The sequence below is a fragment of the Pseudomonas sp. GT1P32 genome (assembly GCF_054897805.1).
This window is the reverse complement of record NZ_CM142704.1, coordinates 4,625,557-4,650,888: the sequence shown is the minus strand read 5'-3', so window position 1 is coordinate 4,650,888 and position 25,332 is coordinate 4,625,557. Positions and strand designations below refer to the sequence as shown.

Here is a 25,332-nt window from a genome sequence, read left to right as displayed (position 1 = left end):
AGAAATCTGACGCCAAAAAAAACAAATCAGCCTGAATATCCCGGGGCCGAGGCGCTAAACTGCCCCTCATCCTGAGATCCTCCACGTCCGAGCCCTGCGAGCCGGTTTGAGCTGACATGACCCGCACCCATGAAATCCGCCCCGATCTGGACGAGGGAATCGACCGCAAGGTTCTCGGCCAGTTGCGCGCACGTTTTCTGAAGCTCAACGAGGGCCGCATGGCGCGAGCCATGGAAGGGCTGTCGACCCGTCAGCAAGGGGTGCTGACCCTGTTGCCGCTGTTTTTCCACGTCAATCATCCGCTGTTGCCGGGTTACGTTTCCGGTAGCACCCCCGCCGGGTTGTCGAACTTCGAGCCTGACGCCAATGCCCTGGCCGAAGCCCAGCGCCTGACCCGCTCGTTTTCATACAAGCCGCGCCACGGCAGCAATCCACCGCGACCGATTCACGGCCTGTTCCTGATGGGCAGCCTCGGCACCCTGGCGCAGGCCGATCAAAGCGACATGGATGTGTGGGTCTGTCACGCACCGGACTTGAGCGAAAGCGAACTCAACGAGCTGCGTAAAAAATGCCAGTTGCTCGAAACCTGGGCTGCGAGCCAGGGCGCCGAGGCGCATTTTTTCCTGATCGACCCAGCCCGCTTCGTGCTCGGCGAGCGGGACAATCAACTCAGTTCGGAAGACTGCGGCACCACCCAGCATTACTTGCTGCTGGACGAGTTCTACCGCACTGCAATCTGGCTGGCCGGCCGCACGCCGATCTGGTGGCTGGTGCCGGTATACGAAGAGGCCGCGTACGATCGCTATACCCACACGCTGCTGTCCAAACGCTTCATTCGTGCCGACGAAACCCTGGACCTGGGGCATTTGGCGTACATCCCGCCCGGCGAATTCATCGGTGCCGGGCTCTGGCAGTTGTTCAAAGGGATCGAGTCACCCTACAAGTCAGTGCTCAAGCTGTTGCTGACCGAGGTCTACGCCAGCGAACACCCCAGGGTTCAATGCCTGAGTCTGCGTTTCAAACAAGCGGTGTTCGCCAACCAACTCGACCTCGATGAGCTGGACCCGTACGTCGTGGTCTACCGGCGAATCGAGGAATACCTCACCGCCCGTGGCGAACCGGAGCGCCTGGAGCTGGTGCGACGTGCGCTCTACCTGAAGGTCAATCGTAAACTCACCGGCGGCAGCCGCACCCAGAGTTGGCAGCGCTCGTTGCTTGAACGCCTGGCCCATGAATGGCATTGGGATCAGCGTCAACTGGCGCTGCTGGATAGCCGCAGTCAGTGGAAAGTCCGTCAGGTCAGTTCCGAACGCCGGGCGTTGGTCAACGAACTGAATTACAGCTACCGCTTTTTGACGGAGTTTGCCCGCAGCGAACAGACCGTCAGCCTGATCAACAAGCGCGACCTCAACGTGCTGGGCCGACGCCTGTACGCAGCGTTCGAGCGCAAGGCCGACAAAGTCGAGTTCATCAATCCGGGCATCGCCCCGGACCTGGCCGAAGACACCCTGACGCTGGTGCATGCGCCAGACAAGAAAGAATCGGGGCAATCCCAGTGGGGCTTGTACAACGGCAGCCTGACCGCCCTTGAGTGGGAGCATTTCGCACCGATCAAGCGCAGCCGCCAACTACTGGAGCTGCTCACCTGGTGCCACCGCAATGGTGTGATCGATAGCAGCACGCGTCTGGCGTTGCATCCCGGCGACAGTGATCTGAGCGAATTCGAACTGTTCAACCTGCTCGGCAGCCTGCAACAGAGCATCGCCCTGCCCCTGCCCACGGTCGCCGAAGAACCGCTGCTGCGCGCCAGCGTGCCGAGCGAGGTGTTGATTCTGGTGAATGTCGGCGTCGATCCGCTCAAGCATCACCGCGACCTGAACATTCTGATGACCACCGAGCGCACTGACTCGCTGAGTTACGCCGGAGTCCGCGAGAACCTGGTACTGACCCTGGATCAGGTCACGCTCAACAGCTGGAACGAGGTGTCGGTCAATCGCTTCGATGGCCCTCACGCCCTGCTCGACTGCCTGCGCGATTACCTCAACAACCTGCCGAACGGCCCACAGCAACCCAAATTGCGGGTGCGTTGCTTCTGCCATAACCGCGCGCAGTTCATCGCGCAACGGGTCGAGGAAGTGATCGACACCGCGCAGAACCTGCTGCTGAGCAAGCTCAATCACCGCTACCTGATTCAGGTTCAGCAGCACTACCACGTACTGGAATTGGTGCCAGGGCAGGTCAATCACGTCGCCCTCGCCACCCTGTCGGCGCTGTTCGACTACCTCGGCGAAGAGCTGGCGAGCTACAGCCCGCTGCACCTGGACCCAATGGCGCTTGAGGATCAGGACCTGGCACTGATTCTGCCCATGGGTCAGCCCGAGTGCATTCAGGTGTTCTACCGGATTCACGACGACCAGGCCGATCTGTACGTGCTAGATGAATTCAATGCCTTGTGGCAGCAGCGTTTGCCCTATCACGACGAACAAAGCCTGCTGGTGCCGTTGCAACGCTTCCTGCAATCGATCCAGTACCGGCGCGATGCCTTGCTGCCGATGGACGCCGCCCAGCCACTGAGCCTCGACACGCTGTATTACCAACTGCTGCCGTCGGGTCCCGGACGAGCGCGCCGGGTCGAAGCCCGACTTGCGCCGCAAACTCCGGTCAACAAGCCGTTCTATGATGTGCAGGCGATCGTCGGCAAAGCCGCACCGGGCAAGGTGCAAGTCACGTTGTATTGCAATCAGCGGGAATTTTCAGAGCTGGAGCATGGCGACCAACTGTTCAGTGTGGTCGCCCGGGAAATCGTCGAGCAGCGCCGTGAAACCGAACGCTATCGCTGCTACATCACCGACCTGGACCTGTCGGGCCTGCTCGGTGATGGTCAGAGCTCAAGCAATTTGTACCTGCGCTACAAGGCCGATCTGGAGCGCGCATTGAACGACGCGCTCGAGCTGGTCTGAGGGAAGGTTATTCCGGGAAGTCGCCGCCATGGGCCGGCTGCGATTCGACTTCAAGCAAGGTCAGCTTGAGGGTTTTGCCGCCCGGAGCGGGCCAATCGATGTGCTGGCCAACCTTCAGGCCCAGCAGTGCGCTACCGACAGGCGCCAGAATGGAGATCTTGCCTTCGTCCGCGTTGGCATCCTTGGGGTACACCAACGTCAGGTGATAGTCCTTGCCGCTGCTTTCTTCGCGGCAATGCACTTTGGAATTCATGGTCACGACGTCAGCAGGCACTTCTTCGTGACCGACCACGGTATCGGCGCGATCCAGTTCGGTTTGCAGCGCGATAACGCCCGGCAGCGTGTCGTCCAGGCTGTCGATCAGGCGTTCCAGACGTTGAACGTCCAGACGAGTAAGGGTGATGGAAGGTGCGGTCATGATAGAGGCAGACTCCTTTCTTCTGCACAGAAAAAGCAAAACCCCGCCAGAAAAAGGCGGGGTTTTCACGAGCCTCGATGGGTTGAGGCGTTTCTGGACACTATCACAGCTCAAAAAATATACAAGCAGGGCGCGATGGACCCTATTTTTCGGTAACTCCGATGAAACCTGTAGGAGCAGAGCTTGCTCGCGAAGGCGGCGTGTCAGCCAACATGGGTATCGACTGATGCGCCGCCTTCGCGAGCAAGCTCTGCTCCTACAGGTCTGTGCATCAAGCCAAGGATTTGCGTTGTATAGCCTGCGCGCAGATGACCCGCCGGCGCTCATCATCGGCCGAGCGCCATTCACGGATGTCTTCGACATGGCGAAAACACCCCAGGCAGACCTTCTGCTCATCCAGCCGACACACACCGCTGCACGGCGAAGGCACCGCCGGGCTGACATTGCTGTAAAGCGGCTTGGGCGGTCGAACGGGTGCAGGCTGGGTCACGATCTCACAGACCTTCGAAATCGAATTCAGCGCCGGCCTGTTGCTGGACGATGCGCTCAAGCATCTCGCCGAGCTGCTCTTCGCTCTTGTCGCACATCCAGCGCTCGCTCTCTTCGTCGTAGTCGAAGTGGAAGCCACCCGACACCGCCGCCAGCCACAACTGACGCAGGGGTTCCTGTCGGCTGAAGATCAACTGGCTGCCGTTTTCGAACTTGACGGTGAGCACACCGGCCGAGCTCTCCAGATCGATATCCAGGTCGCTGTCGTCAAAGATGTCCTCCAGCGTTTGCTGGGTGGCATCGACCAGATCGTGGAAACGGGCTTCGGTCAAACTCATTGCGGCAACCTCAAAAAGTGTCTGTTCACGCTCAAGCGCCGCAAGATACGGGCGAGCCCCGGTGATTGCAAAGGATAACCGACAGATCACTAAACCTGTGGGAGCGAGACCGGCTTGCCGGCGAAAGCGGTGTATCAGCCAATATCCATGCTGACTGATACACCGCTTTCGCGAGCAGGCTCGCTCCCACAGGGAATGCGTGATCTCGAATGATCTGCCGAGCCCCGCCGGACGGGACCCTGGTCGCATAGGCAAGCTGCCGGGTGGCCGGTATACTCCGGCGCAATTAACGCATTTTCAAGGATTTCGCCATGAAGCGCCTGATCTCTTCCTTTGCTGCGCTCGTCGCGGTTGCTTGTTTATTGTCGGCCTGTGGTCAAAAAGGTCCGCTGTACCTGCCTGACGATTCCCAGGACCCTGCCGAGCAGGCCCAGTCCTCGCAAAAGCAGCCGTCGAAAGCACACAAGCACGACGTCTACCAATAAGGGAACGCCATGGACGCTTTTAACTACCGTGACGGCGAGCTGTTCGCGGAAGGTGTTGCCCTGTCCGCCATCGCCGAACGCTTTGGCACACCGACTTACGTCTACTCCCGCGCCCACATCGAAGCCCAGTACCTGGCGTATGCCGACGCACTGGTCGGCATGCCGCACCTGGTCTGCTACGCGGTCAAGGCCAACTCCAACCTGGGTGTGCTGAATGTCCTGGCGCGATTGGGTGCCGGTTTTGACATCGTCTCCCGTGGCGAGCTGGAACGCGTACTGGCCGCCGGCGGCAGCGCCGACAAGATCGTGTTCTCCGGCGTCGGCAAGACCCGTGACGACATGCGTCGCGCCCTGGAAGTCGGCGTGCACTGCTTCAACGTCGAGTCCACCGATGAGCTGGAACGCCTGCAAGTGGTCGCCGCCGAGCTGGGCGTTCGCGCACCGATCTCGCTGCGCGTGAACCCGGACGTCGATGCCGGCACGCACCCGTACATTTCCACCGGTCTCAAAGAGAACAAGTTCGGCATCGCCATTGCCGACGCCGAAGACGTGTACGTGCGCGCCGCGCAGCTGCCGAACCTGGAAGTGGTCGGCGTCGATTGCCACATCGGCTCGCAACTGACCACCCTGCCGCCGTTCATCGACGCCCTCGACCGCCTGCTGGGCCTGGTCGATCGCCTCGGCGATTGCGGCATCTACCTGCGCCACATCGATCTCGGTGGCGGCCTGGGCGTGCGTTATCGCGATGAAGAGCCGCCGCTGGCTGCCGACTACATCAAAGCCGTGCGCGAGCGTCTCGACGGTCGTGACCTGGCGCTGGTGTTCGAGCCGGGCCGCTTCATCGTCGCCAACGCCGGCGTGCTGCTGACTCAGGTCGAATACCTCAAGCACACCGAACACAAAGACTTCGCCATCGTCGACGCGGCCATGAACGACCTGATCCGCCCGGCGCTGTACCAGGCCTGGATGGACGTCACCGCCGTGCGCCCTCGCGCCACCGCCGCTCGTGCCTACGACATCGTCGGGCCGATCTGCGAGACCGGCGACTTCCTGGCCAAGGATCGTCAGCTGGCCCTGGAAGAAGGCGACCTGCTGGCCGTGCATTCGGCCGGCGCCTATGGGTTTGTCATGAGTTCCAACTACAACACCCGCGGCCGTACCGCCGAAGTGTTGGTGGACGGTGATCAGGCATTTGAAGTGCGTCGCCGTGAGACGGTAGCCGAGTTGTTTGCTGGCGAAAGCCTGCTGCCGGAGTAAAACCATGCTGCTGCGTTTTACCAAGATGCACGGCCTGGGCAATGACTTCATGGTCCTCGACCTGGTCAGCCAGCACGCGCACATCCTGCCCAAGCATGCCAAGCAATGGGGCGATCGGCACACCGGCATCGGTTTCGACCAGTTGCTGATCGTCGAAGCGCCGAGTAACCCGGACGTGGATTTCCGCTATCGGATCTTCAACTCCGACGGTTCCGAAGTGGAACAGTGCGGCAACGGTGCGCGCTGTTTCGCCCGCTTCGTGCTCGACAAGCGCCTGACCGCAAAACGGCAGATTCGCGTCGAAACCAAAAGTGGCATTATCGAACTGGATATCCGCAGTGACGGCCAGATCAGTGTCGACATGGGCGCACCGCGCCTGGTGCCGGCCGACATCCCGTTCGTTGCCGACAGTCAGGCGCCGAGCTACTCGCTCGACGTCGACGGCACCACGGTGGAACTCGCCGCTGTGTCGATGGGCAATCCACACGCCGTGCTGCGGGTCAGCGACATCAACAACGCACCGGTGCATGAGCTGGGGCCGAAAATCGAACATCACCCGCGCTTCCCTGCGCGGGTCAATGTCGGTTTTCTCCAGGTCATCGACCGCAACCGCGCGCAGTTGCGCGTCTGGGAACGTGGCGCCGGGGAAACCCAGGCCTGCGGCACCGGCGCCTGCGCTGCTGCAGTGGCCGCGATCAGCCAGGGGTGGATGGATTCGCCGCTATTGATCGACCTGCCCGGCGGGCGTCTGTCCATTGAATGGGCAGGCCCTGGCCAACCGGTGTTGATGACCGGCCCGGCAGTCCGTGTATATGAAGGACAAGTACGTCTTTGAGTGAGTCAAACCCATGACCGACAAGCCCCAGGTTCCCGCCCTACAGCCCGACGAATCCCCTTCCGAAAGCCTTGAGGCAGCGGCGATTGCCGCGTACCTGGAGGCTCATCCGGATTTCTTCGTCGAGCACGAAGAACTGCTCCCGGCCCTGCGCATTCCGCACCAGCGAGGCGACACCATTTCGCTGGTCGAGCGCCAGATGACCATCCTGCGCGACCGCAATATCGAGTTGCGCCATCGCCTCTCGCACTTGATGGACGTGGCCCGCGACAACGACCGTCTCTTCGACAAGACCCGCCGCCTGATCCTCGCGCTGATGGACGCCACCAGCCTGGAAGATGTGGTGATCAGCGTCGAAGACAGTCTGCGCCAGGACTTTCAGGTGCCTTTTGTCAGCCTGATCCTGCTGGGCGACAACCCGATGCCGGTTGGGCGCTGGGTGACCCACGCCGACGCGCAAACGGCCATTGGCGGTTTACTTTCCGAAGACAAAAGCGTCAGCGGCAGCCTGCGCGAACATGAACTGGACTTCCTGTTCGGCGAAGAGCAGCGCAAGCAGATCGGCTCGACCGCCGTTGTCGCCATCAGCCATCAAGGCATTCTCGGCGTCCTGGCCATCGCCAGCCGTGATCCGCAGCACTACAAAAGCTCGGTCGGCACGCTGTTCCTCAGCTACATCGCCGAAGTCATGGGCCGCGTGCTGCCACGGGTCAACAGCTCTCTGCGCTCGGTACGCTGATCATGGAACGGCAACTGGACGCTTACTGCGAACACCTGCGCAGTGAGCGGCAGGTGTCGCCCCACACGCTGTACGCCTACCGCCGCGACCTCGACAAAGTGCTGGGCTTCTGTGTCAAACAGAACATCGGCAGCTGGGCAGCGCTGGATATTCAGCGCCTGCGCAGCCTGATCGCTCGCCTGCATTCCCAAGGTCAATCGTCGCGCAGCCTGGCGCGTCTGCTCTCCGCCGTGCGCGGGCTCTATCATTATCTGAATCGCGAAGGCCTTTGCGATCACGACCCGGCCAACGGCCTGGCGCCGCCGAAAGGCGAGCGGCGATTGCCGAAAACCCTCGACACCGACCGTGCCCTGCAACTGCTTGAAGGTGCGGTAGAGGATGACTTTCTGGCGCGTCGGGATCAGGCGATTCTGGAGCTGTTCTATTCCTCGGGTTTGCGGCTTTCGGAGCTGACCGGGCTCAATCTCGATCAACTGGACCTGGCCGACGGCATGGTTCAGGTACTTGGTAAAGGCAGCAAGACGCGCCTGTTGCCGGTCGGCAAAAAGGCCCGCGAAGCCCTGGAGTTGTGGCTGCCATTGCGTGCCATGACCAACCCGGCGGATGACGCCGTGTTTGTCAGCCAGCAAGGCCGGCGCCTCGGCCCTCGGGCGATTCAGGTGCGGGTCAAGGCCGCCGGTGAGCGCGAGCTGGGACAAAACCTGCATCCGCACATGTTGCGGCACTCCTTCGCCAGCCACCTGCTGGAGTCCTCGCAGGACCTGCGCGCGGTGCAGGAATTACTCGGCCACTCGGACATCAAGACCACCCAGATCTACACCCACCTGGACTTCCAGCATCTGGCGACGGTTTACGACAGCGCCCATCCACGGGCCAAACGCATTAAGGGCGATGATTCATGACGATCCAATTGATCACCTTCGACCTCGACGACACCTTGTGGGATACCGCCCCGGTCATCGTCAGCGCCGAAGCCGTATTGCGTGAATGGCTGACCGAACATGCACCGAATCTGGGCGCGGTGCCGGTGGAGCATTTGTGGGGGATTCGCGAGCGCATTCTGGGCAGCGAACCGGGCCTCAAGCATCGAATCAGTGCCTTGCGTCGTCGGGTGCTTTTTCATGCGCTGGAAGAGGCCGGTTACGGCCATGATCAGGCGTCAGACCTGGCCGATCAGAGCTTTGAAGTGTTTCTGCATGCCCGGCATCAACTGGAAATCTTCCCGGAAGTCGAGCCGACACTGGAGACGCTGGCCAAACACTATGCACTCGGCGTCGTCACCAACGGCAATGCCGATGTGCGCCGTTTAGGGCTGGCCGACTACTTCAAGTTTGCGCTGTGCGCCGAAGACATCGGCATCGCCAAACCGGACGCACGCCTGTTTCATGAGGCGCTGAAGCGTGGCGGCGCAACGGCCGCGACGGCGGTGCATATCGGCGACCATCCGGGCGATGACATTGCCGGGGCGCAGCAGGCGGGGTTGCGGGCGATCTGGTTTAACCCGCAAGGCAAATTGTGGGAAGCGCAGAAAGCACCGGACGCCGAGATTCGCAGCCTGACCGAGCTGCCGGCGTTGTTGGCGCGGTGGAACTCTGGCTCTGTGTAAAACAACCAACACCGCCAAACCCTGTAGGAGCCGGCTTGCTGGCGATGGCGTCCTGCAGAACAGCACACATTTCAAAATCTTTCGCCAGCAAGCCGGCTCCTACAAGGGATTGCTCCGGGCTTCAGAATTTTTCTCCGCCCATGAAAAAGCCCGCAGCGACGGCGGGCTTTTTCAGCAAGCAAGGGCAGACGCTTAGATAGGCCGGCTGCCGTACTTGTTGTCAGGCTTCTTGGGAGGATCGGCGACCACATTGGCCTCCACTTCCTGCACCTTGCCGCCCTTGGCCAGGAACTCTTCCATGGCCTTGGCCAAGGCATCGCGTTCCTTGTTTTTTGCTTCGACGCTCGGCAGCTCATCGACCGATACCGCTGCCTTGGCTTTGCCTTTGGCGGTCGGAACGGGCGTTTCACCGCCATCGTCTTCAGCGACGTCTTCCGCCGCTGCTTCCAGACCTTCTTCGGTTTCGTCGTCGTCGCCTACTTCGAGGTCGTCGTTTTCCAGATCATCGTCGCTCATGTTCTACCTCATGACTTGCGAAAAGCAGATTAGTTATAGCCCAGCTTTGCCCTCTGTCGAAGGCTGCCGGAAAAATTCAATAACCGCTGGTGACCAGCGGCTCATGCCTCTTCACCGTGCACGGTGGCGAGGACTTTACGGGCACCGCCAAAATCACGGTGCTCGCCCAGATAAACGCCTTGCCAGGTCCCTAACGCCAGTCGGCCCGCCGAAATCGGCAAACTGAGCTGACAGCCAAGCACGCTGGCCTTGAAGTGCGCCGGGAGGTCGTCCAGGCCTTCGTCGTTATGCTCATAGCCGTCTGTTCCTTGTGGGATCAGACGATTGAAAAATCGTTCGAAGTCGCGACGTACCGCCGGATCGGCGTTCTCGTTGATGGTCAACGACGCCGAGGTATGCTGCAGCCACAAATGCAACAGACCGACCCGACACGCCTTGAGTTCAGGCAGGCCGGCGAGTAACTCGTCCGTTACCAGATGAAAGCCCCGGGGCCTCGCCCGCAGGGTAATCAGAGTCTGTTGCCACATACAGTTCTCCGCACGTTCGGGGCGCATTCTAGCGCGCTCTGGGAAAAAACAAAGGCCCTAATATTCCTTCAATCATGTAAGCCATTGGCCGCAGAAAAACGCCCGCCGTAAACACCACTAAACGTGTACGAAAAAACCTTTCAGCAGTCCCCACACTGACAAACTCCAGACAAAAAAATGCCCGGCAAGCCGGGCAAGTTTTTTTATGCGCGTCTTACAAGTTGTAGCCGCGTTCGTTGTGAAGCGCCAGATCGATGCCGACAGCCTCTTCTTCTTCGGTGATACGCAGACCCATGACAGCGTCCAGTACCTTGAGAATGATGTAGGTGACAATTGCGGTGTAGATCACCGTGAAGCCCACGCCTTTGCACTGAATCCAGACTTGTGCGGCGATGTCGGTGACGGTGCCGAAGCCACCCAGCGACGGAGCGGCGAACACACCGGTCAGGATCGCGCCGAGGATACCGCCGATACCGTGCACACCGAAGGCGTCCAGGGAATCGTCATAACCGAGTTTGCGTTTCAGGGTGGTGGCGCAGAAGAAGCACACCACGCCTGCTGCCAGACCGATCACCAGCGCGCCCATCGGGCCCACGGTGCCAGCGGCCGGGGTGATTGCAACCAGACCGGCGACCACACCAGAGGCGATACCCAGTGCACTTGGCTTGCCGTGAGTGATCCACTCGGCAAACATCCAGCCCAGTGCGGCGGCGGCGGTTGCGATCTGGGTAACCAGCATCGCCATGCCGGCAGTGCCGTTGGCCGCTGCGGCGGAACCGGCGTTGAAGCCGAACCAGCCGACCCACAGCATGGCGGCGCCCATCAGGGTGTAACCGAGGTTGTGCGGTGCCATCGGGGTGGTCGGGAAGCCTTTACGCTTGCCGAGCACGATGCACGCCACCAGACCGGCCACACCGGCGTTGATGTGCACCACGGTGCCGCCAGCGAAATCGAGCACGCCCCAGTCCCACATCAGGCCGCCGTTGCCGGACCAGACCATGTGCGCGATCGGTGCATAAACCAGAGTGAACCAGATGCCCATGAAGATCAGCATCGCGGAGAACTTCATCCGCTCAGCGAAGGCACCGACGATCAGCGCAGGGGTGATGATGGCGAACGTCATCTGGAAGGTGATGAACACCGCCTCAGGGAACAACGCCGCAGGACCCGTCAGGCTGGCGGGGGTGACACCGGCGAGGAAAGCCTTGCCCATGCCGCCGAAGAAGGAGTTGAAGTTGACGACGCCCTGTTCCATGCCGGTGGTGTCGAACGCGATGCTGTAGCCATAAATGACCCACAGGACGCTGATCAGACCGGTAATGGCGAAGCACTGCATCATCACGGAAAGAATGTTTTTGGAGCGAACCATGCCGCCGTAGAACAGCGCGAGGCCGGGAATGGTCATGAACAGCACGAGGGCTGTCGAGGTCAGCATCCAGGCGGTATCGCCGGAATTGAGGACTGGGGCCGCCACTTCGTCTGCCGCCATGGCCAGGCTGGGCATTACGAGGGACAACAGGGCTCCTAGCCCTGCGAATTTACGCAGAGTCATATTGTTTTCTCCTGGGGCGTTGGGGTTTGTGGCGGCTTAAATCGCGTCGGTATCGGTTTCGCCGGTACGGATGCGAATCGCCTGTTCCAGATTGACCACGAAGATCTTGCCGTCACCGATCTTGCCGGTATTGGCAGCCTTGGTTATCGCCTCGATAACCCGATCAAGATCCTTGTCGTCAATGGCGACATCGATCTTCACCTTGGGCAGGAAATCGACCACGTATTCCGCGCCGCGATACAGCTCGGTGTGACCCTTCTGCCGCCCGAAGCCTTTGACTTCGGTAACGGTAATGCCCTGCACGCCGATCTCGGACAGCGATTCGCGCACGTCGTCCAACTTGAACGGCTTGATGATGGCAGTGACTAGCTTCATGAAAACTCTCTCCCGAATTGGTGGACTTGCCCCAGGAAAACAAACCCGGCTCAAGTCTAAGCGCAGTGCCTGGCTTTGTAACGCATCGTCGGCCTTACCTGCCCGTCCGACGCCAGCTAACCGCTCCTCACGAAACTCTTCCCCCGTTTCGCTTGGCGCACTGCATTCGTCACATCGACTGCATCAGTGCATGGGTCACTACCGTCTAAGCAGAAAGCTTGCCATCTCCACAAAACCCTCAGTTTTCAAGCCCTTGGCCGTAGATGCCCACCACATCGCTGCAACACCGGACGCGTTACGCACAACAACGGTGCGGCGCCGTCCGTCCGCATGCGCGAAAAGCGTGCACCCCTGCGGTCGGGATTGACTATAGACACTGCGTGATACACTGCCCGCCATTGTTTCCAGGACCTTTCCCATGCTCGCGCCCAAAGATTTCCTCGACGCCTTGACCGGCACCGCCTCCCGCCTCTTCAGCGGCGACACCCCACTGCCGAAAAGCGAAATCGAAAGCCAGTTCAAAGCGTTGCTGCAAAGCGGCTTCAGCAAACTGGACCTGGTGAGCCGGGAAGAGTTTGATAGTCAGATGGTCGTGCTGGCACGCACGCGGGCACGCTTGGAAAGCCTGGAAGCGAAGGTTGCCGAGCTGGAAGCAAAGCTCAATCCCCCAACCGAATAACACGCAAAACCCACTGTAAAAACCCAATCCCCTGTGGGAGCGAGCCTGCTCGCGATTGAAGGTCGGCACGACCTTCAGATTCATCTGTAGGAGCTGCCGCAGGCTGCGATCCTTTGATTTCCAGCCCCGCAAAAATCCCGGCAACGTCCTACAACAAAACCACCGCCGTCCGATTGCGTCGCCAAGTATCCGGCCTCTAAGCTCATCCCCAGCTGAATATTCAGCTCTGGGTTTGGCGACCCGGAAGACCCCGACGCACCGCGACCACATTCGACCGAGGAACTTATTCCCATCTCGAATTATGGCGGCTATGCGTGGGAGACCTTCGGGTCTGCCGGTTCTCGGGCGTCACCGGTTCGCCAACCCGCGCATGGCTGCCACCCTTTTCGTTTGGCGACGATCAGAGGCAGTTTTCTTCATTTGATCCCGAGAACTGCACGATGGACGAAAACTATCTGATCCCCCACGTCTTCACCCGCCACAAACTCCACCTCCACGCCCTCCTCCTCCAAAACCAACCCTGGTTCAGCGCCCGCGATCTCGGCCGCTTCCTGCGCCTCTACCTCGACGACCGCGCCGTCCGCAAACTCGACCCCGACCAGCGCCAGTCCGCACGAATGCTCATCAACGGCAGCATCGAAAACACGCTATTGATCAGCGAATCCGGCGTCTACGCACTACTGATCTACCACTACTGCCCCGAACACCGAGCCCTGCGCGAATGGCTGACCCACGACGTAGTGCCAGCCCTAAGGGATGCCCAGCAACCCATATCTATCGAACGGCCGATCCTGAGCCTGCTGAACTGGCCGGAAATGTCACTGAGTTTGCTGCACTGGAATAACCAGCCGTGGATTCGGTTGCAGGATGTTCCGCACGTTCTACCTGACCGGGATGAGTCAAACCGTGCGGTCAATGCGCCTTGGTGGAAGAGAGCTTCGCGGATGCTGCAATCGCTTTAACACCCATTTGCGCCGTCTATTGACTACGTTTGCTGCTCGGCAGACGTAGTCCTTTTCCATAACCAAACCCAATTTCACCCGCTGTGCTTCTGACGTCCTTCATTCATCTCAGTACGGTCCTACATTAGCCAACTCCTGCGCCTGATTACGTGACCACGCCCGCGTCCGTTAACTTCTTCGCCTCGATCTCAATAGTACAAACGCGATGAGAAGAAAGGGAAAAGGCACAGAACTCCGCAATCAGATATTCAAGTCTGATGCTCGAAATCTCACTTACGAAGCAATGTCCTATGATCCTGACGTTCGTGCCGCGGGAATCAACGTCTCAGCACTCAGGCTCGATCCAATCACCGCGGCTGCAATCAGCTCCTGTCATCTGTGGCAAGAGGCAATCCCGTACCCGTGGGAATGCATCCCGGATTGGAAGCGAAAGGATGCAAGGGGACTGGATTTAGCCATCTGGTATGAAGAAGAGCTCTGTGGCTTGTGCTATGCGACTCCGCGTGAAAGTACTGTCTGCATAAAAATAGTACTGTTGCAGGGGCATACAAGAAACACCCACCCTTTGCGGGGCTGGATCGCTCCAATTGCATTACGGGCTAGCGAATTTTATGCACGGATGCTGGGTTGCGATGAGATTGAGGTACAAGAACCCGACCCGGGTGTCATCTCCTACTATCAAAAACTTGGATTCATTTTTGACAAAACCAACCGCCTTGTCTTTTCGCTAGACGACCAATAAGATCGATCCACTCATCCAGGCACGCGAGGTGTCTATGAAACGCAAAAAGCAAAAAGCGAAGCCGTTAATGATCGCTGAGTATCATGCCGAGGCGCTCCGTTTCGCCGGAAGCGTTTCTGCCAGCCAAAATCGCTTTTTTAAAGTGGCAGCAATGTATGGCAAAGAGCTCGAACCTGATGGCTTGCTTGCAGGTGCACGAAGCTGACTAGCCCCCCCCGAAGAAACCGTCCGAGTGGCGGTTTTTTTTCGTATCCGAACTAGCTCATGAATGCCCGCACAAGCTCCAATGTTTGACGCTTCAACCACTATCCCAATCCGTAACCAAACTTTTAAATCGACGCGCAAGAGGTGCGTATGAGCCCAAAAAAGCGAAAGGCAAAGCTGTTACAAATTGTTGAGTTCCACGCCGAAGCGCGTCGTCTGGCTGGCAACTTATCGGCCAATCAACTACGCATTATTGAAGTCGGCCTCGCTCGCGGTAAAGAACTTGAGCCAGGTGGTTGGTTAGCCGGTGGACGAAGCTGAATTTTTTTCGTGAAAGAAACCGTCTCAATGGCGGTTTACTTTTATCTCGCCGATGCCCTGGTCCGTAACCGCAACATCCCGTGAAAATTCGGCCGCGTAACCACCCCTCCAACTCCCTCTCCCCCGTCTACCCTTGAAAAGCCGCAGGATGCGATCCCGCAAAACTCAAGGAACGACCATGTCCCTCTCCATCGTCCACAGCCGCGCCCAAATCGGCGTGGATGCGCCCGCCGTCACCGTCGAAGTCCACCTGGCCAATGGTCTGCCATCGCTGACCATGGTTGGTTTACCCGAAGCGGCGGTGAAGGAAAGCAAGGATCGGGTGCGCAGTGCGATCATCAACTCAGGCCTGCAATTCCCGGCGCGGCGTATAACCCTGAATCTCGCTCCAGCTGATTTGCCGAAGGACGGCGGACGATTCGATCTGGCGATTGCCTTGGGGATTCTGTCCGCCAGCGTGCAGGTGCCAACGCTGACACTGGATGATGTGGAATGCCTGGGAGAACTGGCGCTATCAGGCGCGGTACGTGCCGTGCGAGGCGTGTTGCCGGCCGCACTGGCGGCGCGCAAGGCCGGACGCTCGCTGATGGTGCCGCGAGCGAATGCCGAGGAGGCGTGCCTGGCGTCGGGGTTGAAGGTGATCGCGGTGGATCATTTGCTGGAAGCGGTTGCGCACTTCAATGGGCACACACCGGTCGAGCCTTACGTTTCCAACGGTTTGCTCTATGCCAGCAAACCCTATCCAGACTTGAACGAAGTACAGGGCCAGCTTTCAGCCAAGCGCGCATTGCTGATCGCAGCGGCGGGCGCTCATAACCTGCTGTTCAGCGGACCACCGGGCACCGGAAAAACCCTTCTGGCGAGTCGTTTGCCAGGGCTGCTTCCGCCATTGGCAGAAAATGAAGCGCTGGAAGTCGCCGCCATTCAATCCGTCACCAGTTGCGTGCCCTTGAGCCACTGGCCGCAAAGGCCCTTCCGCCAGCCCCATCACTCGGCCTCCGGCCCGGCGCTGGTGGGCGGCGGTTCGAAGCCGCAACCCGGCGAAATCACCCTCGCCCACCATGGAGTTCTGTTCCTCGACGAACTGCCGGAATTCGATCGCAAGGTGCTGGAGGTTTTGCGAGAGCCGCTGGAGTCCGGCCATATCGTGATTTCCCGCGCCAAGGATCGCGTGAGGTTTCCGGCCCGCTTTCAATTGGTGGCGGCGATGAACCCGTGTCCCTGTGGATATCTTGGCGAACCCAGCGGCAAATGCAGTTGTACACCGGACATGGTCCAGCGCTACCGCAATAAATTGTCGGGGCCATTGCTGGACCGTATCGACCTGCACTTGACCGTCGCCCGGGAAGCCACGGCGCTGAATCCTGCGCTCAAACCCGGCGATGACACCGCCACAGCCGCGCTGCTGGTCGCCGACGCCAGAGAGCGGCAACACAAACGCCAGGGCTGCGCGAACGCGTTCCTTGATCTGCCGGGCCTGCGCAAACACTGCACGTTATCCACAATCGACGAAACCTGGCTGGAAACAGCGTGCGAACGACTGACCCTGTCGTTGAGGTCTGCGCATCGATTGCTCAAGGTCGCTCGAACCCTCGCAGACCTTGAGCAGGTCGATGGCATCACCCGTGGTCATCTGGCTGAAGCGCTGCAATACCGGCCAACCTCCAGCTGATGAAATCACTCCTTCGTCAGATCCACCAACGGCGTCTGCCGAACCTCGGTTTCCCGCCCGTCCTGAATATCACTCACCCGCTTCAGCGCCTGGTCCACAGCGCCCTTGTCCGCCAACAAGCTGTAACTGATCTGAAACTGCTTGTGCTCCTTCGGCGCAATCATCGGCACCAGCCCCAGCGGCCGTTGATAGCGTCGGTTATAGGAAAAGCTGGTCCCCGGCTCGAGACCGGTGACATAGCCCTGGCCTTGGGTATCGGTGTTTTTCCACAGCGAAAACACGGGCAGCGTTTTAGTGTTAAAGCCGACGGAAACGCCCAGGCTGCCTGCCTTGTTATGCAACACCGTCAACGTGTCACCCTTGGCATCGCCATACGGCACCACGTTGTAAACCGTTTCGTCATAGTCCTTGGTTGGCGCACGGTAAGTCTGCCAGTCCGGCAGATCGCCTTTGGCCTTGTCGTTGAACGGCGACACCTGTTTAACCGGCGCAACGAAACGCGCGCCCTGCTCCAGGAATGGCGTGCTGAAGTTACTGTGGTACAGCGCCTGATATTCCTTCGGATAGTCGCCGTTGTTGGTCAGGGTATCGTTGAGAGCGAACGCTGCGCTGCCGGGCTCAGTGACCAGCTCGGTGATCACCGAGAAGTCGACTTTCTTGAAGGCCTGTTCTTTCAGCTCGCCGCGCAGGCTGATGGCATAAGGCGGTTTTTCGTCGATGTGCAGCGTGACTGTGCTGGCCGGAATGTTGGCAGCACGGCCATGCAGGGTCAGCAGTTCGCCGTTGTCGACGCCGGGGTGGCCAACCCATTCGTAGCCGCAACGGGCGACCAGTTCATTGAAACCTTCGAGCCAGCCGAGTCCGCCGCGACCGTTGAGCTCAATGAAGGACGGATTGACCACGTCCTTGACCGGCGAATCCCAGCCCATGCGCACATTGCCGACCGATGCCTGCAAAACGTTCATCCCGCGAGTCGGCACCACCGAGAGTTTCATCGTGCCGTTATCGATGTCGACGATGCTGACGCCCTCCTGCCGACCGCCGTGCAAGTTACGAAGGGTCACGGAGAAGGGTTTGTCGGTTTTCACACCGAGTTGCTGGCTGGTGATCTGCCAGTTTTGGGCAGCCTTGTCGCTGTCGAGCAGGACGTAATCCCAAGCCATGGCGTGGGAGGCGGACAGAGCGCCAAAGGCAACGACGAATTTGAGCGGAGTCATGGGGAAGCCTTTCTTGGAGTTGTGCATTTTTTATAGCGCTGATGAAACGATTCAGCAAGCTTAAAAAGCTTACACCCAAGCCTTCCCAAGCCAATTTAAATTGACCCCATGCAACCTCCGCACGCTTACGCTAGTCTCATACGGTTTTGGACCTCCGGCTGATTGACGGCGACATCATTATGACATTAAGGTCGCCAGCTAATTGCAGGAGCAAGAACAGACACCTTTGTCTGTCATTTTTGCGCAACAGAACATATGGAGTTTGAATGCGCGGGGCACTATTACGCAGCGGCAAGAGCGGGTCATTCACAGCCCTGGGCGAAACAGGTCAACCGGTGTACCGGGCGGCCCTGCAATTGCGCGAAGCCATTCGCCGCAAGAACCCCGAAATGGTCGATCATCTGGCCATCCCTCAAAGCGATGAGCTCGGTAACCAGATCGACTGGTACAGCGGCCTCGACGGCGATGTGATCCCGTGGAGCAGTGCGACCGAAGAAGAACGCGCCCCTGCCCGCCGCCAACTTGAAGCGCTGAAAACCGCGCTCGAGGAATTGAGCCAGCGTTTCCTGGGCACTGAATCCGGCGAACAGCAGCAAGGCGACAAAGCCGTGTTCGGCAAGCTGCTCAAGCGCGTGATTCATTTCCCCGATGAGAATTTCGTCTACCTGGTGCAAGGCAAGCCGGTGCTGACCTTTTGGGGTTTCGAGCATGCCGGTACCGGCAATCGCGATCCCTTGCACTGCCTCTATCAGGTTCCGCCCGCGTTTACGCTGCCCCCTGTGGTCGAAGCCGCGCCTGTAGTTGCGCCCGTCGTGCCGGTGGTTGCTCGTCCGTGGTGGCGTCGCTGGTGGTGGCTGTTGCTGCTGCCGTTCCTGCTACTGCTTTTGTGGCTGTTGCTTGGTCTGCGTGGTTGCGTGCCGATTCCGTTGGTGGCGGTAGACCTGCTGCCTGAGGGCATCGTGCCGGTAGAAAAACAGCTGGAAGAACCGCAACTGACCGGCAATGCCACGACGCTGAACGGCGTTCCGGTGACGGGCACCGTTGTAGGCTCTACCACTGGAACCGGCACCGGTACTGCCGTGACCGGAACCCAAGAAGCGGAAGCGCCGGCGGTCGAGGGCAACGAGGCAGATGCAGCGCCGGCCGACCTGGCCAAAGACCCAGCCAAAGACCCGGCAGCCGAATCGCCCGCCACCCCACCCGAAAACAAAACCGCGCCGCCGGATATCACATCGCCCGAGGCCGAAAAATCCGCCGCCGCAAAACCCGGTCCTCCCCTGAGCATTCCACCAGACGCCGCCGACGGTGCCGCCAAGTTCCTCGACGGTCAGTTCCGCGCCGGTGCCGGTATTCAGGACCGCCGGACCGGCAAACCGCTGCGTCTGGAATACCAGCTCAAGGACGGTAAGGGCGAAGTCACCGTACACCAGGCCGACGGCACGAAATGCACCGGGCCGGTGAGCGCTACTATGAAGGGTGGCAGCTTGGCTATCGACAGCCAGGGCCAAGCCGTGTGCGCCGATGGCAGCACTTACGACATGCCCAAGGTCAACTGCCGCAAAGGGGCGACCACCGTCGCAGACTGCACCGGCGGTTACGGCAAAGAACAATTCCCCATGTCCATGCGGCACGTGGCCGAATAAAAACGGAATAACCCGACATGTTGCCTGAAGTCACCCAATTCGAAGACACCGTCACGCTGGTCAGCGACACCGGCATCCAGTTCATGGATTTCGCCCTGCGCCTGGACCCTCGCAAAGAACCGGCGGGCGAGTTCGCGCCGATGATCAGCGGGTTGATCTGCCGCCTGTCATACAACGAAGAGAAAGACTTCTTTTTCTACGAGCCGGAGCCGGAAAAGGTCGAAAAAGCCAAACCTGCGTTCAGCGTTGACATGAAAAGCAGCCTCGAGCTGCTCGACGGTGTCTGGCTGCCGACGCCGTTTTTCCGCTTCATGCCGCCGCACCGCTTCGACGAAGGCCCGAGCAACTGGTCGCGCATGCGCCTGGTCAAACTGGCGACGCCCGACATCGACGGCAACACCCACCGCCTGACGATGGCCTTCGACAGCCGCGTTATGCCCAAGCGTGACGGCACCGCTTACCTGGCGCCAAACGAAGAAGACATCAGTTCCGGCGTGTCCTTCAAACTGGCGACGAAGGCCAGCGAAACCCGCTGGTTCCTGGCCCAGCCGTGGGTCAACGAGTGGCTGCTGGAGGTATTCAACGAGGGCAATGCCCACCGCTCGCGCGCAGAGCTGGACACCGACATCCGCGCCAACTATCACCTGGCGCACTACCTCAACTTGCTGAGTCTTCTGAGCAAGCCATCGGCGGCGGAGCAGTCGACTGCCCGGCCGAAAGTTGAAATCCCTGAACTCAAAGTGGTGGCCAACGACAGCAATGGCCTGGTCAAACCGATTCCGGTGGACCTGGTGCTGGACGTCGGCAACTCGCGCACCTGCGGCATCCTGATCGAAAACCACGGTCAGGCCGGTTCCGGGTTGAAACAGAACTACGTGCTGGAACTGCGCGACCTGATCACCCCCGAACACACTTACAACCTGCCGTTCGAAAGCCGTGTGGAATTCGCCCAGGCGTACTTCGGCAAGGACCACTGTTCGGTCAAAAGCGGCCGGCACGATGCATTCCAATGGGCAACGATTGCCCGCGTCGGCAACGAGGCCAGCCGTCTGGCCAGCCGTCGTCGCGGCACCGAAGGCTCGACCGGGCTGTCCAGCCCGAAACGTTACCTGTGGGACGAAAACGCCTACGGCCACGGCTGGCGCTTCAACTGCTCGTACATCAAGACCGACAGCGAGCCGTACGCCACTGCCGCGCCGTTCTCGCACCTGATCAATGAAACCGGCGAAGCGCTTTACAGCCTCGAAGAAGACGATCGTCTGCCGGTGTTCATGCCGCGTTACTCGCGCAGCTCGCTGATGACGTTCATGCTCGCCGAGGTCCTGGCCCAGGCGCTGTCGCAAATCAACAGCCCGGCCCAGCGCTCGCGCCAGGGTCACACCCGTGTGCCGCGCCAGCTCAACAGCATCACCCTGACCGTGCCGCCGGGCATGCCGCAGGCCGAGCGCAGCATCCTCAACGAACGCATGCAGCAGGCCATCGGCCTGGTATGGAAAAGCCTCGGCTGGCATGCCGGCGAGGAAGACCCGCATCAGGATCAAGCCGTCAGCCCGCGCACGCCGATCCCGAGCATCCGCGTTGAATGGGACGAAGCCTCCTGCGGCCAGTTGGTGTATCTGTACACCGAGGTCAACGAGAACTTCGCCGGGCACCCGGAAGAGTTTTTCGACACCCTCGCCCGGCCGGACAAAACCGACCGTGAACGCATCACCCTGGCGACCATCGACATCGGCGGTGGCACCACCGACCTGGTGATCACCGACTATCGCCTCGACCGCGCCGGCAACACCGGCAGCGGCAGCAACGTGCACATCGTGCCCGAGCAGCGTTTTCGCGATGGCTTCAAAGTGGCCGGCGACGACATTCTGCTGGACGTGATTCAGGACTTCGTCCTGCCGAGCTTCGAAAAAGCCTTGCAGATCTCAGGCGTCAAATCGCCCGTCTCGCTGATGTCGCGGCTGTGTGGCGATGAATCGGTCAGCGCCCAGGACATGATCCTGCGCCAGCAACTGAACCTGCAGGTATTCGCCCCGCTGGGCCTGGCGCTGCTCAAGGCCTACGAGCATTACGACCCGCAAGACCAGCAGGAAGTGAGCACCCAGACGTACCGCCAATTGCTGGGCGACAACGCGATCAGCCAGACCGTACTCGATTACGTCAATGCCGCCGTGCGTCGTGATGTCGGCAGCCAAAGCGCCTTTGACCTGTACGAATCGTTGATCAGCTTCGACCTGCAAAAACTCCATGCCGCCTTCCTCAACGATCAGATCAACATCACCAAGATCCTCGGTGCGCTATGTGAAGTGGTCGCGCATTACCCGTGCGACGTCCTGCTGCTGACCGGCCGCCCTTCGCGCCTGCCCGGCATTCAGGCGTTCATCCGCAAGGTGTTGCCGCTGCCACCGGGGCGCATCCTGGCGTTGCAGAATTACCGCACCGGCGGCTGGTACCCGTTCCACAAGAACGGCCTGATCGACGACCCGAAAAGCACCGCTTCAGTCGGCGCGATGCTGTGCCTGTTGTGCGCCAACCACAGTGTGCCGAACTTCTACTTCCGCTCTTCGGCACTCAAACCGTATTCGACGGTCAAAAACATCGGCGTTATCGACCTGAACAACGTGATCAAGGATGCCGACGTGCTGTACCGCGACATTCAGTCCGAAGACTACAAAATCAAGTTGCCGGAAATCGGCACGGGCGACGCCGCCGACACGCCTCAGCTGGAAATGCGCGGCGATCTGCGCCTCGGTTTCCGTCAGCTGGCCGCCGACCGCTGGGCCGCTTCGCCGCTGTACACCTTGCGTTTCACCAAGGCCGGTCGGGAGAAGTTCTCCCGTGCGATCGGTGAAAACGGCAGCGCGCCGCTGCTCAAGGTGCGCTTCGAGGTCAAACCGGCGGACAAGTACACACGCAAGCAGGATCTGGTCAGCGACCGCCTCTCGGTACGCAACATCGAATCCAACTGCAGCAACGTCAACTTCAACCCGCGCAGCGACCTCGAGCTGGAACTCAACACCATGCTCGACGCCGGCCTGAGCGAGACCAAGTACTGGCTCGACAGTGGAAGTGTGAAACGCAAATGAATGACCTGACCCCCGATCAACATCAGCTCTCTACCCGTTGGGCCGCTGTTTATGAAGGTGCCGGTCAGGCGCTGGAATGGATTGGCCAGACCCGTGTCAACGCGCCACGTCTGGACAGCGAAGCCGACAACCTGAACATCCGCCTGCATCGCGCCCGCAACCTGGCTCACAGCCTCGGTCGCGTGGCCTGCACGCCGATGACCATCGGCTTTTTCGGTTTGTCCCAGGCCGGCAAGTCCTACCTGATCTCGGCCCTCGCGGCCGGGCAGAACGGCAAACTGGAAACCGATTTCGGCGGCCAGCGCCTGGACTTCATCAAGCACATCAACCCGGTGGGTGGCGGCAAGGAAGCCACCGGCCTGGTGACGCGCTTCAGCCGGCGGGCCACACCGAGCCAGGACCCGGATTTCCCGGTGGAACTGACGCTGTTCAAGGAAATCGAGTTGGCGAAGATTCTCGCCAACTCCTGGTTCAAGGATTTCGACCTTGAACGGATTTCCTACGAGATTGACGAAGAACGCATCCAGCGAGTCCTCAAGCCGTTCGAAGGCCGCGAAACCGGGCCGATGCAGCCGGGTGTCAGCGCCGACGATCTGGTGTCGTTGTGGGATTACCTGCGGGACAACTTCCGTAACTCGGTGAAAAAACTCGAGCACCTGTATTGGCCGAAAGCCTTGCAGCTCGCGCCGCGCCTGAACTTCCAGGAACGTGCCGAGCTGTTCGCCATTCTCTGGGGTGAGCAAAGCGAACTGACGCGCGTGTATCAGCAACTGGCCGGCGCGCTGCACAAGCTGGGCCTGCCTGAAACTGTATTCGCGCCGTTGAAGGCCTTGGTGAGTTTCGAAAACGACACTTACAGCCAGCGCGACAGCATCATGAACGTCGACATCCTCGAGCGCTTCGGCAGCCCGCAGGACTTGCCGATCGACGTGCGGCCACGCATCGACGGTCGCCTGCAAAACAGCCAGGGCATTCCTGTCGCGCAACTGGCGGCACTCACGGCAGAAATGACGTTCTGCCTGATCGAAGCCCCGGCCGATGACATCGTCAACCAGGTCGATCTGCTCGATTTCCCCGGCTATCGCGGACGCAAGAAGCTGCATGAGATCGCCAACTCCAGCGACCCGGAGTCCGCCACCAAGGACAACTCCGTCTCGCAGCTGATTCTGCGCGGCAAGGTGGCTTACCTGTTTGAGCGCTACACCGACAACCAGGAAATGAACGCGCTGGTGGTGTGCACCGGCTCGACCAAACAAAGCGACGTCAACGACGTTGGCCCGGTGCTGACGCGCTGGATAGAAAAAACCCAGGGCGCCGACGCGGCCGCTCGCAGCAAACGCGACACCGGTCTGATCTGGGCATTGACCATGCTCGACCTGCGCATCACCAACTCCCTGAGCCTGACACCCGATCAGTACGACGAGAGCTGGAACGGCATGGTCAAGCTGACCATGCTGGAGCGTTTCGGCAGCTTGAGCTGGATGAACGACTGGGCCGGCACGCCATTCCAGAACACCTTCCTGGTGCGTAAACCGCGCATGGACGCGGCATTCATCGTCCAGGACGACAGCGGCGCCGAAACCGGGATCAACGCCAGTTACCAGGAACGCGTCGATGCACTGGGCGAAAGCTTTGCGAGCAACGCGCTGGTGTGCAAACACGTCAGCAATCCCGCCAATACCTGGAAAGAAATGCTGCGCAACGATGACGGTGGCATCAGTCACTTCAGCGGCAGTTTCAAGGGCGTGGCCAATATCGAATTCAAACTGCAGCGCATCCGCGAGCAGCTGGACGAATGCCTTGAAGGCCTGACCACGCACGGCCTGAACACCTGGTATCACGCCGACGGTGACGGCGCCGGCGCTGCCAAGAAAGCCCAGGCGCAGATGATTTTGTCGACCCTGGGCCGTCGTCCGGCGGTGCTGGGCGAACTCATCGATCAACTCGACATGCCGAGTGAAGAGGTGCGCGACCTGTACCTCAGCGGCGTGTACGAAACCGATGACGAGCCAGCGGTCAGCGATGAACCGGTCGCCCCGACACCGAGCCAGAGCCTGTACGGCAACGACGCCGGTTTCGATTTCGATTTCGGCGATGACACCAGCCCCGACAGCACACCGGCCAGCAGCAAGCCCCACACGCCGGTCCCGGAACTGCAAAGCAACGAACACCGTTTTGCCAAAGCGGCCTTCAAGGCCTGGGTCGCGCACTTGCGCGAACTGACCACCCGGCAAAGCCTGCTCAACCTGCTGGGGCTTGAAAAGGCCTTGCTCGAAGCGGTGGTCGACGAGCTGATCACTGCCGGCTACCGCCAGGATTTGCCGGGGCAACTGAGCCGCGCCGTCCTCAAGCGCGCCCAGAGCGGTGCGCGTCGCGATCAACTGGTCGAGCGCCAGGTAATGGAAGTACAGCGTGTGCTGCGCGATTTCGTGTCCTGGTTCGGCTACCTCCAGAAACCCGTGAGCGAGCGCCCACCTAGCCGGACCGGTGCCAAAGCGCCCTTGTTCTCGTTCTATACCGACATCGGTCCGGGACAGGTGCCGGAGTTGCCGCCGCAACCGGCGAACCAGGCGCAACGGTATCTCGGCGACTGGCTTTCGGGCCTGGCCTGTATCACGCAGGACAACGCCGGCCATGGTGCCGGTCGCGAAATCACCCCTGAACAGAACGAACGGCTGGGCCAAGTGCTCACAGCCTTCGCAGCGAGATAAG

23 protein-coding genes are annotated in these 25,332 nt (G+C 60.2%); 15 read left to right on the top strand and 8 right to left on the bottom strand.

The annotated features are described in order from the left end of the window. The first annotated feature begins 116 nt into the window (after positions 1 to 116). On the top strand, positions 117 to 2,960 hold the full coding sequence (locus ACYZUC_RS21240) for a class I adenylate cyclase (protein WP_461990171.1): 2,844 nt from the start codon (positions 117 to 119) through the stop codon (positions 2,958 to 2,960). A 7-nt stretch (positions 2,961 to 2,967) separates the two neighbouring features. Here the strand turns inward: ACYZUC_RS21240 and rnk are convergent, their stop codons facing one another. The 3 genes from rnk to cyaY all read right to left on the bottom strand — a co-directional run bounded on the left by rnk (position 2,968) and on the right by cyaY (position 4,205). Further along, positions 2,968 to 3,378, bottom strand: coding sequence for a nucleoside diphosphate kinase regulator (rnk, locus tag ACYZUC_RS21235; RefSeq protein ID WP_461990170.1), 411 nt, complete (start codon positions 3,376 to 3,378; stop codon positions 2,968 to 2,970). A gap of 271 nt (positions 3,379 to 3,649) precedes the next feature. Further along, positions 3,650 to 3,868 (bottom strand): DUF1289 domain-containing protein, encoded by a 219-nt coding sequence (locus ACYZUC_RS21230; protein WP_081500210.1) that lies wholly within the window; start codon positions 3,866 to 3,868, stop codon positions 3,650 to 3,652. A 4-nt stretch (positions 3,869 to 3,872) separates the two neighbouring features. Continuing rightward, positions 3,873 to 4,205 carry an iron donor protein CyaY gene (gene cyaY / locus ACYZUC_RS21225; protein WP_461990168.1) on the bottom strand — a complete coding sequence of 111 codons (333 nt, stop codon included), beginning with the start codon at positions 4,203 to 4,205 and terminating at the stop codon, positions 3,873 to 3,875. A 311-nt stretch (positions 4,206 to 4,516) separates the two neighbouring features. Here cyaY and lptM point away from each other — a divergent pair, with 311 nt between their 5' ends. From lptM to ACYZUC_RS21195, 6 genes are read left to right on the top strand one after another with little or no spacing between them, the layout of a single operon-like run. After that, complete coding sequence (gene lptM, locus ACYZUC_RS21220; RefSeq protein WP_008040632.1) at positions 4,517 to 4,690, top strand: LPS translocon maturation chaperone LptM; 174 nt, start codon at positions 4,517 to 4,519, stop codon at positions 4,688 to 4,690. Between the two features lie 9 nt (positions 4,691 to 4,699). Further along, positions 4,700 to 5,947: a diaminopimelate decarboxylase gene (gene lysA, locus ACYZUC_RS21215; RefSeq protein WP_461990165.1), complete on the top strand. Its 1,248-nt coding sequence runs from the start codon at positions 4,700 to 4,702 to the stop codon at positions 5,945 to 5,947. A gap of 4 nt (positions 5,948 to 5,951) precedes the next feature. Further along, positions 5,952 to 6,782, top strand: a complete 831-nt coding sequence (dapF, locus tag ACYZUC_RS21210) for a diaminopimelate epimerase (RefSeq protein ID WP_192227475.1) — start codon at positions 5,952 to 5,954, stop codon at positions 6,780 to 6,782. 13 nt (positions 6,783 to 6,795) lie between these two features. Continuing rightward, positions 6,796 to 7,521, top strand: a complete 726-nt coding sequence (locus ACYZUC_RS21205; protein WP_008024376.1) for a DUF484 family protein — start codon at positions 6,796 to 6,798, stop codon at positions 7,519 to 7,521. Positions 7,522 to 7,523: 2 nt separating this feature from the next. Continuing rightward, complete coding sequence (xerC, locus tag ACYZUC_RS21200) at positions 7,524 to 8,423, top strand: tyrosine recombinase XerC (protein WP_008040629.1); 900 nt, start codon at positions 7,524 to 7,526, stop codon at positions 8,421 to 8,423. Beyond that, complete coding sequence (locus ACYZUC_RS21195; RefSeq protein WP_461990162.1) at positions 8,420 to 9,127, top strand: HAD family hydrolase; 708 nt, start codon at positions 8,420 to 8,422, stop codon at positions 9,125 to 9,127. Before xerC ends, ACYZUC_RS21195 begins: the two co-directional genes overlap by 4 nt. Before the next feature lie 192 nt (positions 9,128 to 9,319). Here ACYZUC_RS21195 and sutA read toward each other — a convergent pair whose 3' ends face one another. From sutA to glnK, 4 genes are all read right to left on the bottom strand, one after another. Further along, positions 9,320 to 9,643, bottom strand: a complete 324-nt coding sequence (sutA, locus tag ACYZUC_RS21190) for a transcriptional regulator SutA (RefSeq protein WP_045059697.1) — start codon at positions 9,641 to 9,643, stop codon at positions 9,320 to 9,322. Positions 9,644 to 9,744: 101 nt separating this feature from the next. Beyond that, positions 9,745 to 10,170, bottom strand: a complete 426-nt coding sequence (locus ACYZUC_RS21185) for a secondary thiamine-phosphate synthase enzyme YjbQ (protein WP_008030499.1) — start codon at positions 10,168 to 10,170, stop codon at positions 9,745 to 9,747. 214 nt (positions 10,171 to 10,384) lie between these two features. Next, positions 10,385 to 11,722 carry an ammonium transporter gene (locus tag ACYZUC_RS21180; RefSeq protein WP_223480915.1) on the bottom strand — a complete coding sequence of 446 codons (1,338 nt, stop codon included), beginning with the start codon at positions 11,720 to 11,722 and terminating at the stop codon, positions 10,385 to 10,387. Between the two features lie 36 nt (positions 11,723 to 11,758). Next, the gene (gene glnK, locus ACYZUC_RS21175) at positions 11,759 to 12,097 is read right to left on the bottom strand and encodes a P-II family nitrogen regulator (RefSeq protein ID WP_002555808.1); all 339 of its coding nucleotides are present in this window, start codon (positions 12,095 to 12,097) and stop codon (positions 11,759 to 11,761) included. A 418-nt stretch (positions 12,098 to 12,515) separates the two neighbouring features. Between glnK and ACYZUC_RS21170 the strand changes: the two genes are divergently transcribed. The 5 genes from ACYZUC_RS21170 to ACYZUC_RS21150 all read left to right on the top strand — a co-directional run bounded on the left by ACYZUC_RS21170 (position 12,516) and on the right by ACYZUC_RS21150 (position 16,677). Continuing rightward, entirely contained in the window at positions 12,516 to 12,776 is a 261-nt protein-coding gene (locus ACYZUC_RS21170) for an accessory factor UbiK family protein (protein ID WP_008030504.1), read from the top strand. A gap of 440 nt (positions 12,777 to 13,216) precedes the next feature. Next, a complete protein-coding gene (locus tag ACYZUC_RS21165; RefSeq protein ID WP_461990159.1) occupies positions 13,217 to 13,738 on the top strand; it encodes a BRO-N domain-containing protein in 522 nt (173 codons plus the stop codon). A gap of 776 nt (positions 13,739 to 14,514) precedes the next feature. Beyond that, positions 14,515 to 14,685 (top strand): hypothetical protein, encoded by a 171-nt coding sequence (locus ACYZUC_RS21160; RefSeq protein ID WP_461990157.1) that lies wholly within the window; start codon positions 14,515 to 14,517, stop codon positions 14,683 to 14,685. 149 nt (positions 14,686 to 14,834) lie between these two features. Next, positions 14,835 to 15,005 carry a hypothetical protein gene (locus tag ACYZUC_RS21155; protein ID WP_253405479.1) on the top strand — a complete coding sequence of 57 codons (171 nt, stop codon included), beginning with the start codon at positions 14,835 to 14,837 and terminating at the stop codon, positions 15,003 to 15,005. Positions 15,006 to 15,183: 178 nt separating this feature from the next. Then, positions 15,184 to 16,677: a YifB family Mg chelatase-like AAA ATPase gene (locus ACYZUC_RS21150; RefSeq protein ID WP_223415410.1), complete on the top strand. Its 1,494-nt coding sequence runs from the start codon at positions 15,184 to 15,186 to the stop codon at positions 16,675 to 16,677. A 5-nt stretch (positions 16,678 to 16,682) separates the two neighbouring features. Here the strand turns inward: ACYZUC_RS21150 and ACYZUC_RS21145 are convergent, their stop codons facing one another. Next, entirely contained in the window at positions 16,683 to 17,894 is a 1,212-nt protein-coding gene (locus tag ACYZUC_RS21145; protein ID WP_461990155.1) for an aldose 1-epimerase family protein, read from the bottom strand. 266 nt (positions 17,895 to 18,160) lie between these two features. Here ACYZUC_RS21145 and ACYZUC_RS21140 point away from each other — a divergent pair, with 266 nt between their 5' ends. Genes ACYZUC_RS21140 through ACYZUC_RS21130 form a run of 3 tightly spaced genes read left to right on the top strand, consistent with a single transcriptional unit; the run spans position 18,161 to position 25,331 of the window. Beyond that, on the top strand, positions 18,161 to 19,537 hold the full coding sequence (locus ACYZUC_RS21140) for an SrfA family protein (protein ID WP_461990153.1): 1,377 nt from the start codon (positions 18,161 to 18,163) through the stop codon (positions 19,535 to 19,537). A gap of 17 nt (positions 19,538 to 19,554) precedes the next feature. Further along, positions 19,555 to 22,620: a virulence factor SrfB gene (locus tag ACYZUC_RS21135; RefSeq protein ID WP_461990151.1), complete on the top strand. Its 3,066-nt coding sequence runs from the start codon at positions 19,555 to 19,557 to the stop codon at positions 22,618 to 22,620. Beyond that, positions 22,617 to 25,331, top strand: coding sequence for a putative virulence factor (locus ACYZUC_RS21130; protein WP_461990149.1), 2,715 nt, complete (start codon positions 22,617 to 22,619; stop codon positions 25,329 to 25,331). Before ACYZUC_RS21135 ends, ACYZUC_RS21130 begins: the two co-directional genes overlap by 4 nt. Position 25,332 lies beyond the last annotated feature (1 nt).

Coding starts and splice junctions, on each gene's coding strand:
- ACYZUC_RS21240 (WP_461990171.1), top strand. CDS start 117: ATGACCCGCACCCATGAAATCCGCCCCGATCTGGACGAGGGAATCGAC.
- rnk (WP_461990170.1), bottom strand. CDS start 3,378: ATGACCGCACCTTCCATCACCCTTACTCGTCTGGACGTTCAACGTCTG.
- cyaY (WP_461990168.1), bottom strand. CDS start 4,205: ATGAGTTTGACCGAAGCCCGTTTCCACGATCTGGTCGATGCCACCCAG.
- lptM (WP_008040632.1), top strand. CDS start 4,517: ATGAAGCGCCTGATCTCTTCCTTTGCTGCGCTCGTCGCGGTTGCTTGT.
- lysA (WP_461990165.1), top strand. CDS start 4,700: ATGGACGCTTTTAACTACCGTGACGGCGAGCTGTTCGCGGAAGGTGTT.
- dapF (WP_192227475.1), top strand. CDS start 5,952: ATGCTGCTGCGTTTTACCAAGATGCACGGCCTGGGCAATGACTTCATG.
- ACYZUC_RS21205 (WP_008024376.1), top strand. CDS start 6,796: ATGACCGACAAGCCCCAGGTTCCCGCCCTACAGCCCGACGAATCCCCT.
- xerC (WP_008040629.1), top strand. CDS start 7,524: ATGGAACGGCAACTGGACGCTTACTGCGAACACCTGCGCAGTGAGCGG.
- ACYZUC_RS21195 (WP_461990162.1), top strand. CDS start 8,420: ATGACGATCCAATTGATCACCTTCGACCTCGACGACACCTTGTGGGAT.
- sutA (WP_045059697.1), bottom strand. CDS start 9,643: ATGAGCGACGATGATCTGGAAAACGACGACCTCGAAGTAGGCGACGAC.
- ACYZUC_RS21185 (WP_008030499.1), bottom strand. CDS start 10,170: ATGTGGCAACAGACTCTGATTACCCTGCGGGCGAGGCCCCGGGGCTTT.
- ACYZUC_RS21180 (WP_223480915.1), bottom strand. CDS start 11,722: ATGACTCTGCGTAAATTCGCAGGGCTAGGAGCCCTGTTGTCCCTCGTA.
- glnK (WP_002555808.1), bottom strand. CDS start 12,097: ATGAAGCTAGTCACTGCCATCATCAAGCCGTTCAAGTTGGACGACGTG.
- ACYZUC_RS21170 (WP_008030504.1), top strand. CDS start 12,516: ATGCTCGCGCCCAAAGATTTCCTCGACGCCTTGACCGGCACCGCCTCC.
- ACYZUC_RS21165 (WP_461990159.1), top strand. CDS start 13,217: ATGGACGAAAACTATCTGATCCCCCACGTCTTCACCCGCCACAAACTC.
- ACYZUC_RS21160 (WP_461990157.1), top strand. CDS start 14,515: ATGAAACGCAAAAAGCAAAAAGCGAAGCCGTTAATGATCGCTGAGTAT.
- ACYZUC_RS21155 (WP_253405479.1), top strand. CDS start 14,835: ATGAGCCCAAAAAAGCGAAAGGCAAAGCTGTTACAAATTGTTGAGTTC.
- ACYZUC_RS21150 (WP_223415410.1), top strand. CDS start 15,184: ATGTCCCTCTCCATCGTCCACAGCCGCGCCCAAATCGGCGTGGATGCG.
- ACYZUC_RS21145 (WP_461990155.1), bottom strand. CDS start 17,894: ATGACTCCGCTCAAATTCGTCGTTGCCTTTGGCGCTCTGTCCGCCTCC.
- ACYZUC_RS21140 (WP_461990153.1), top strand. CDS start 18,161: ATGCGCGGGGCACTATTACGCAGCGGCAAGAGCGGGTCATTCACAGCC.
- ACYZUC_RS21135 (WP_461990151.1), top strand. CDS start 19,555: ATGTTGCCTGAAGTCACCCAATTCGAAGACACCGTCACGCTGGTCAGC.
- ACYZUC_RS21130 (WP_461990149.1), top strand. CDS start 22,617: ATGAATGACCTGACCCCCGATCAACATCAGCTCTCTACCCGTTGGGCC.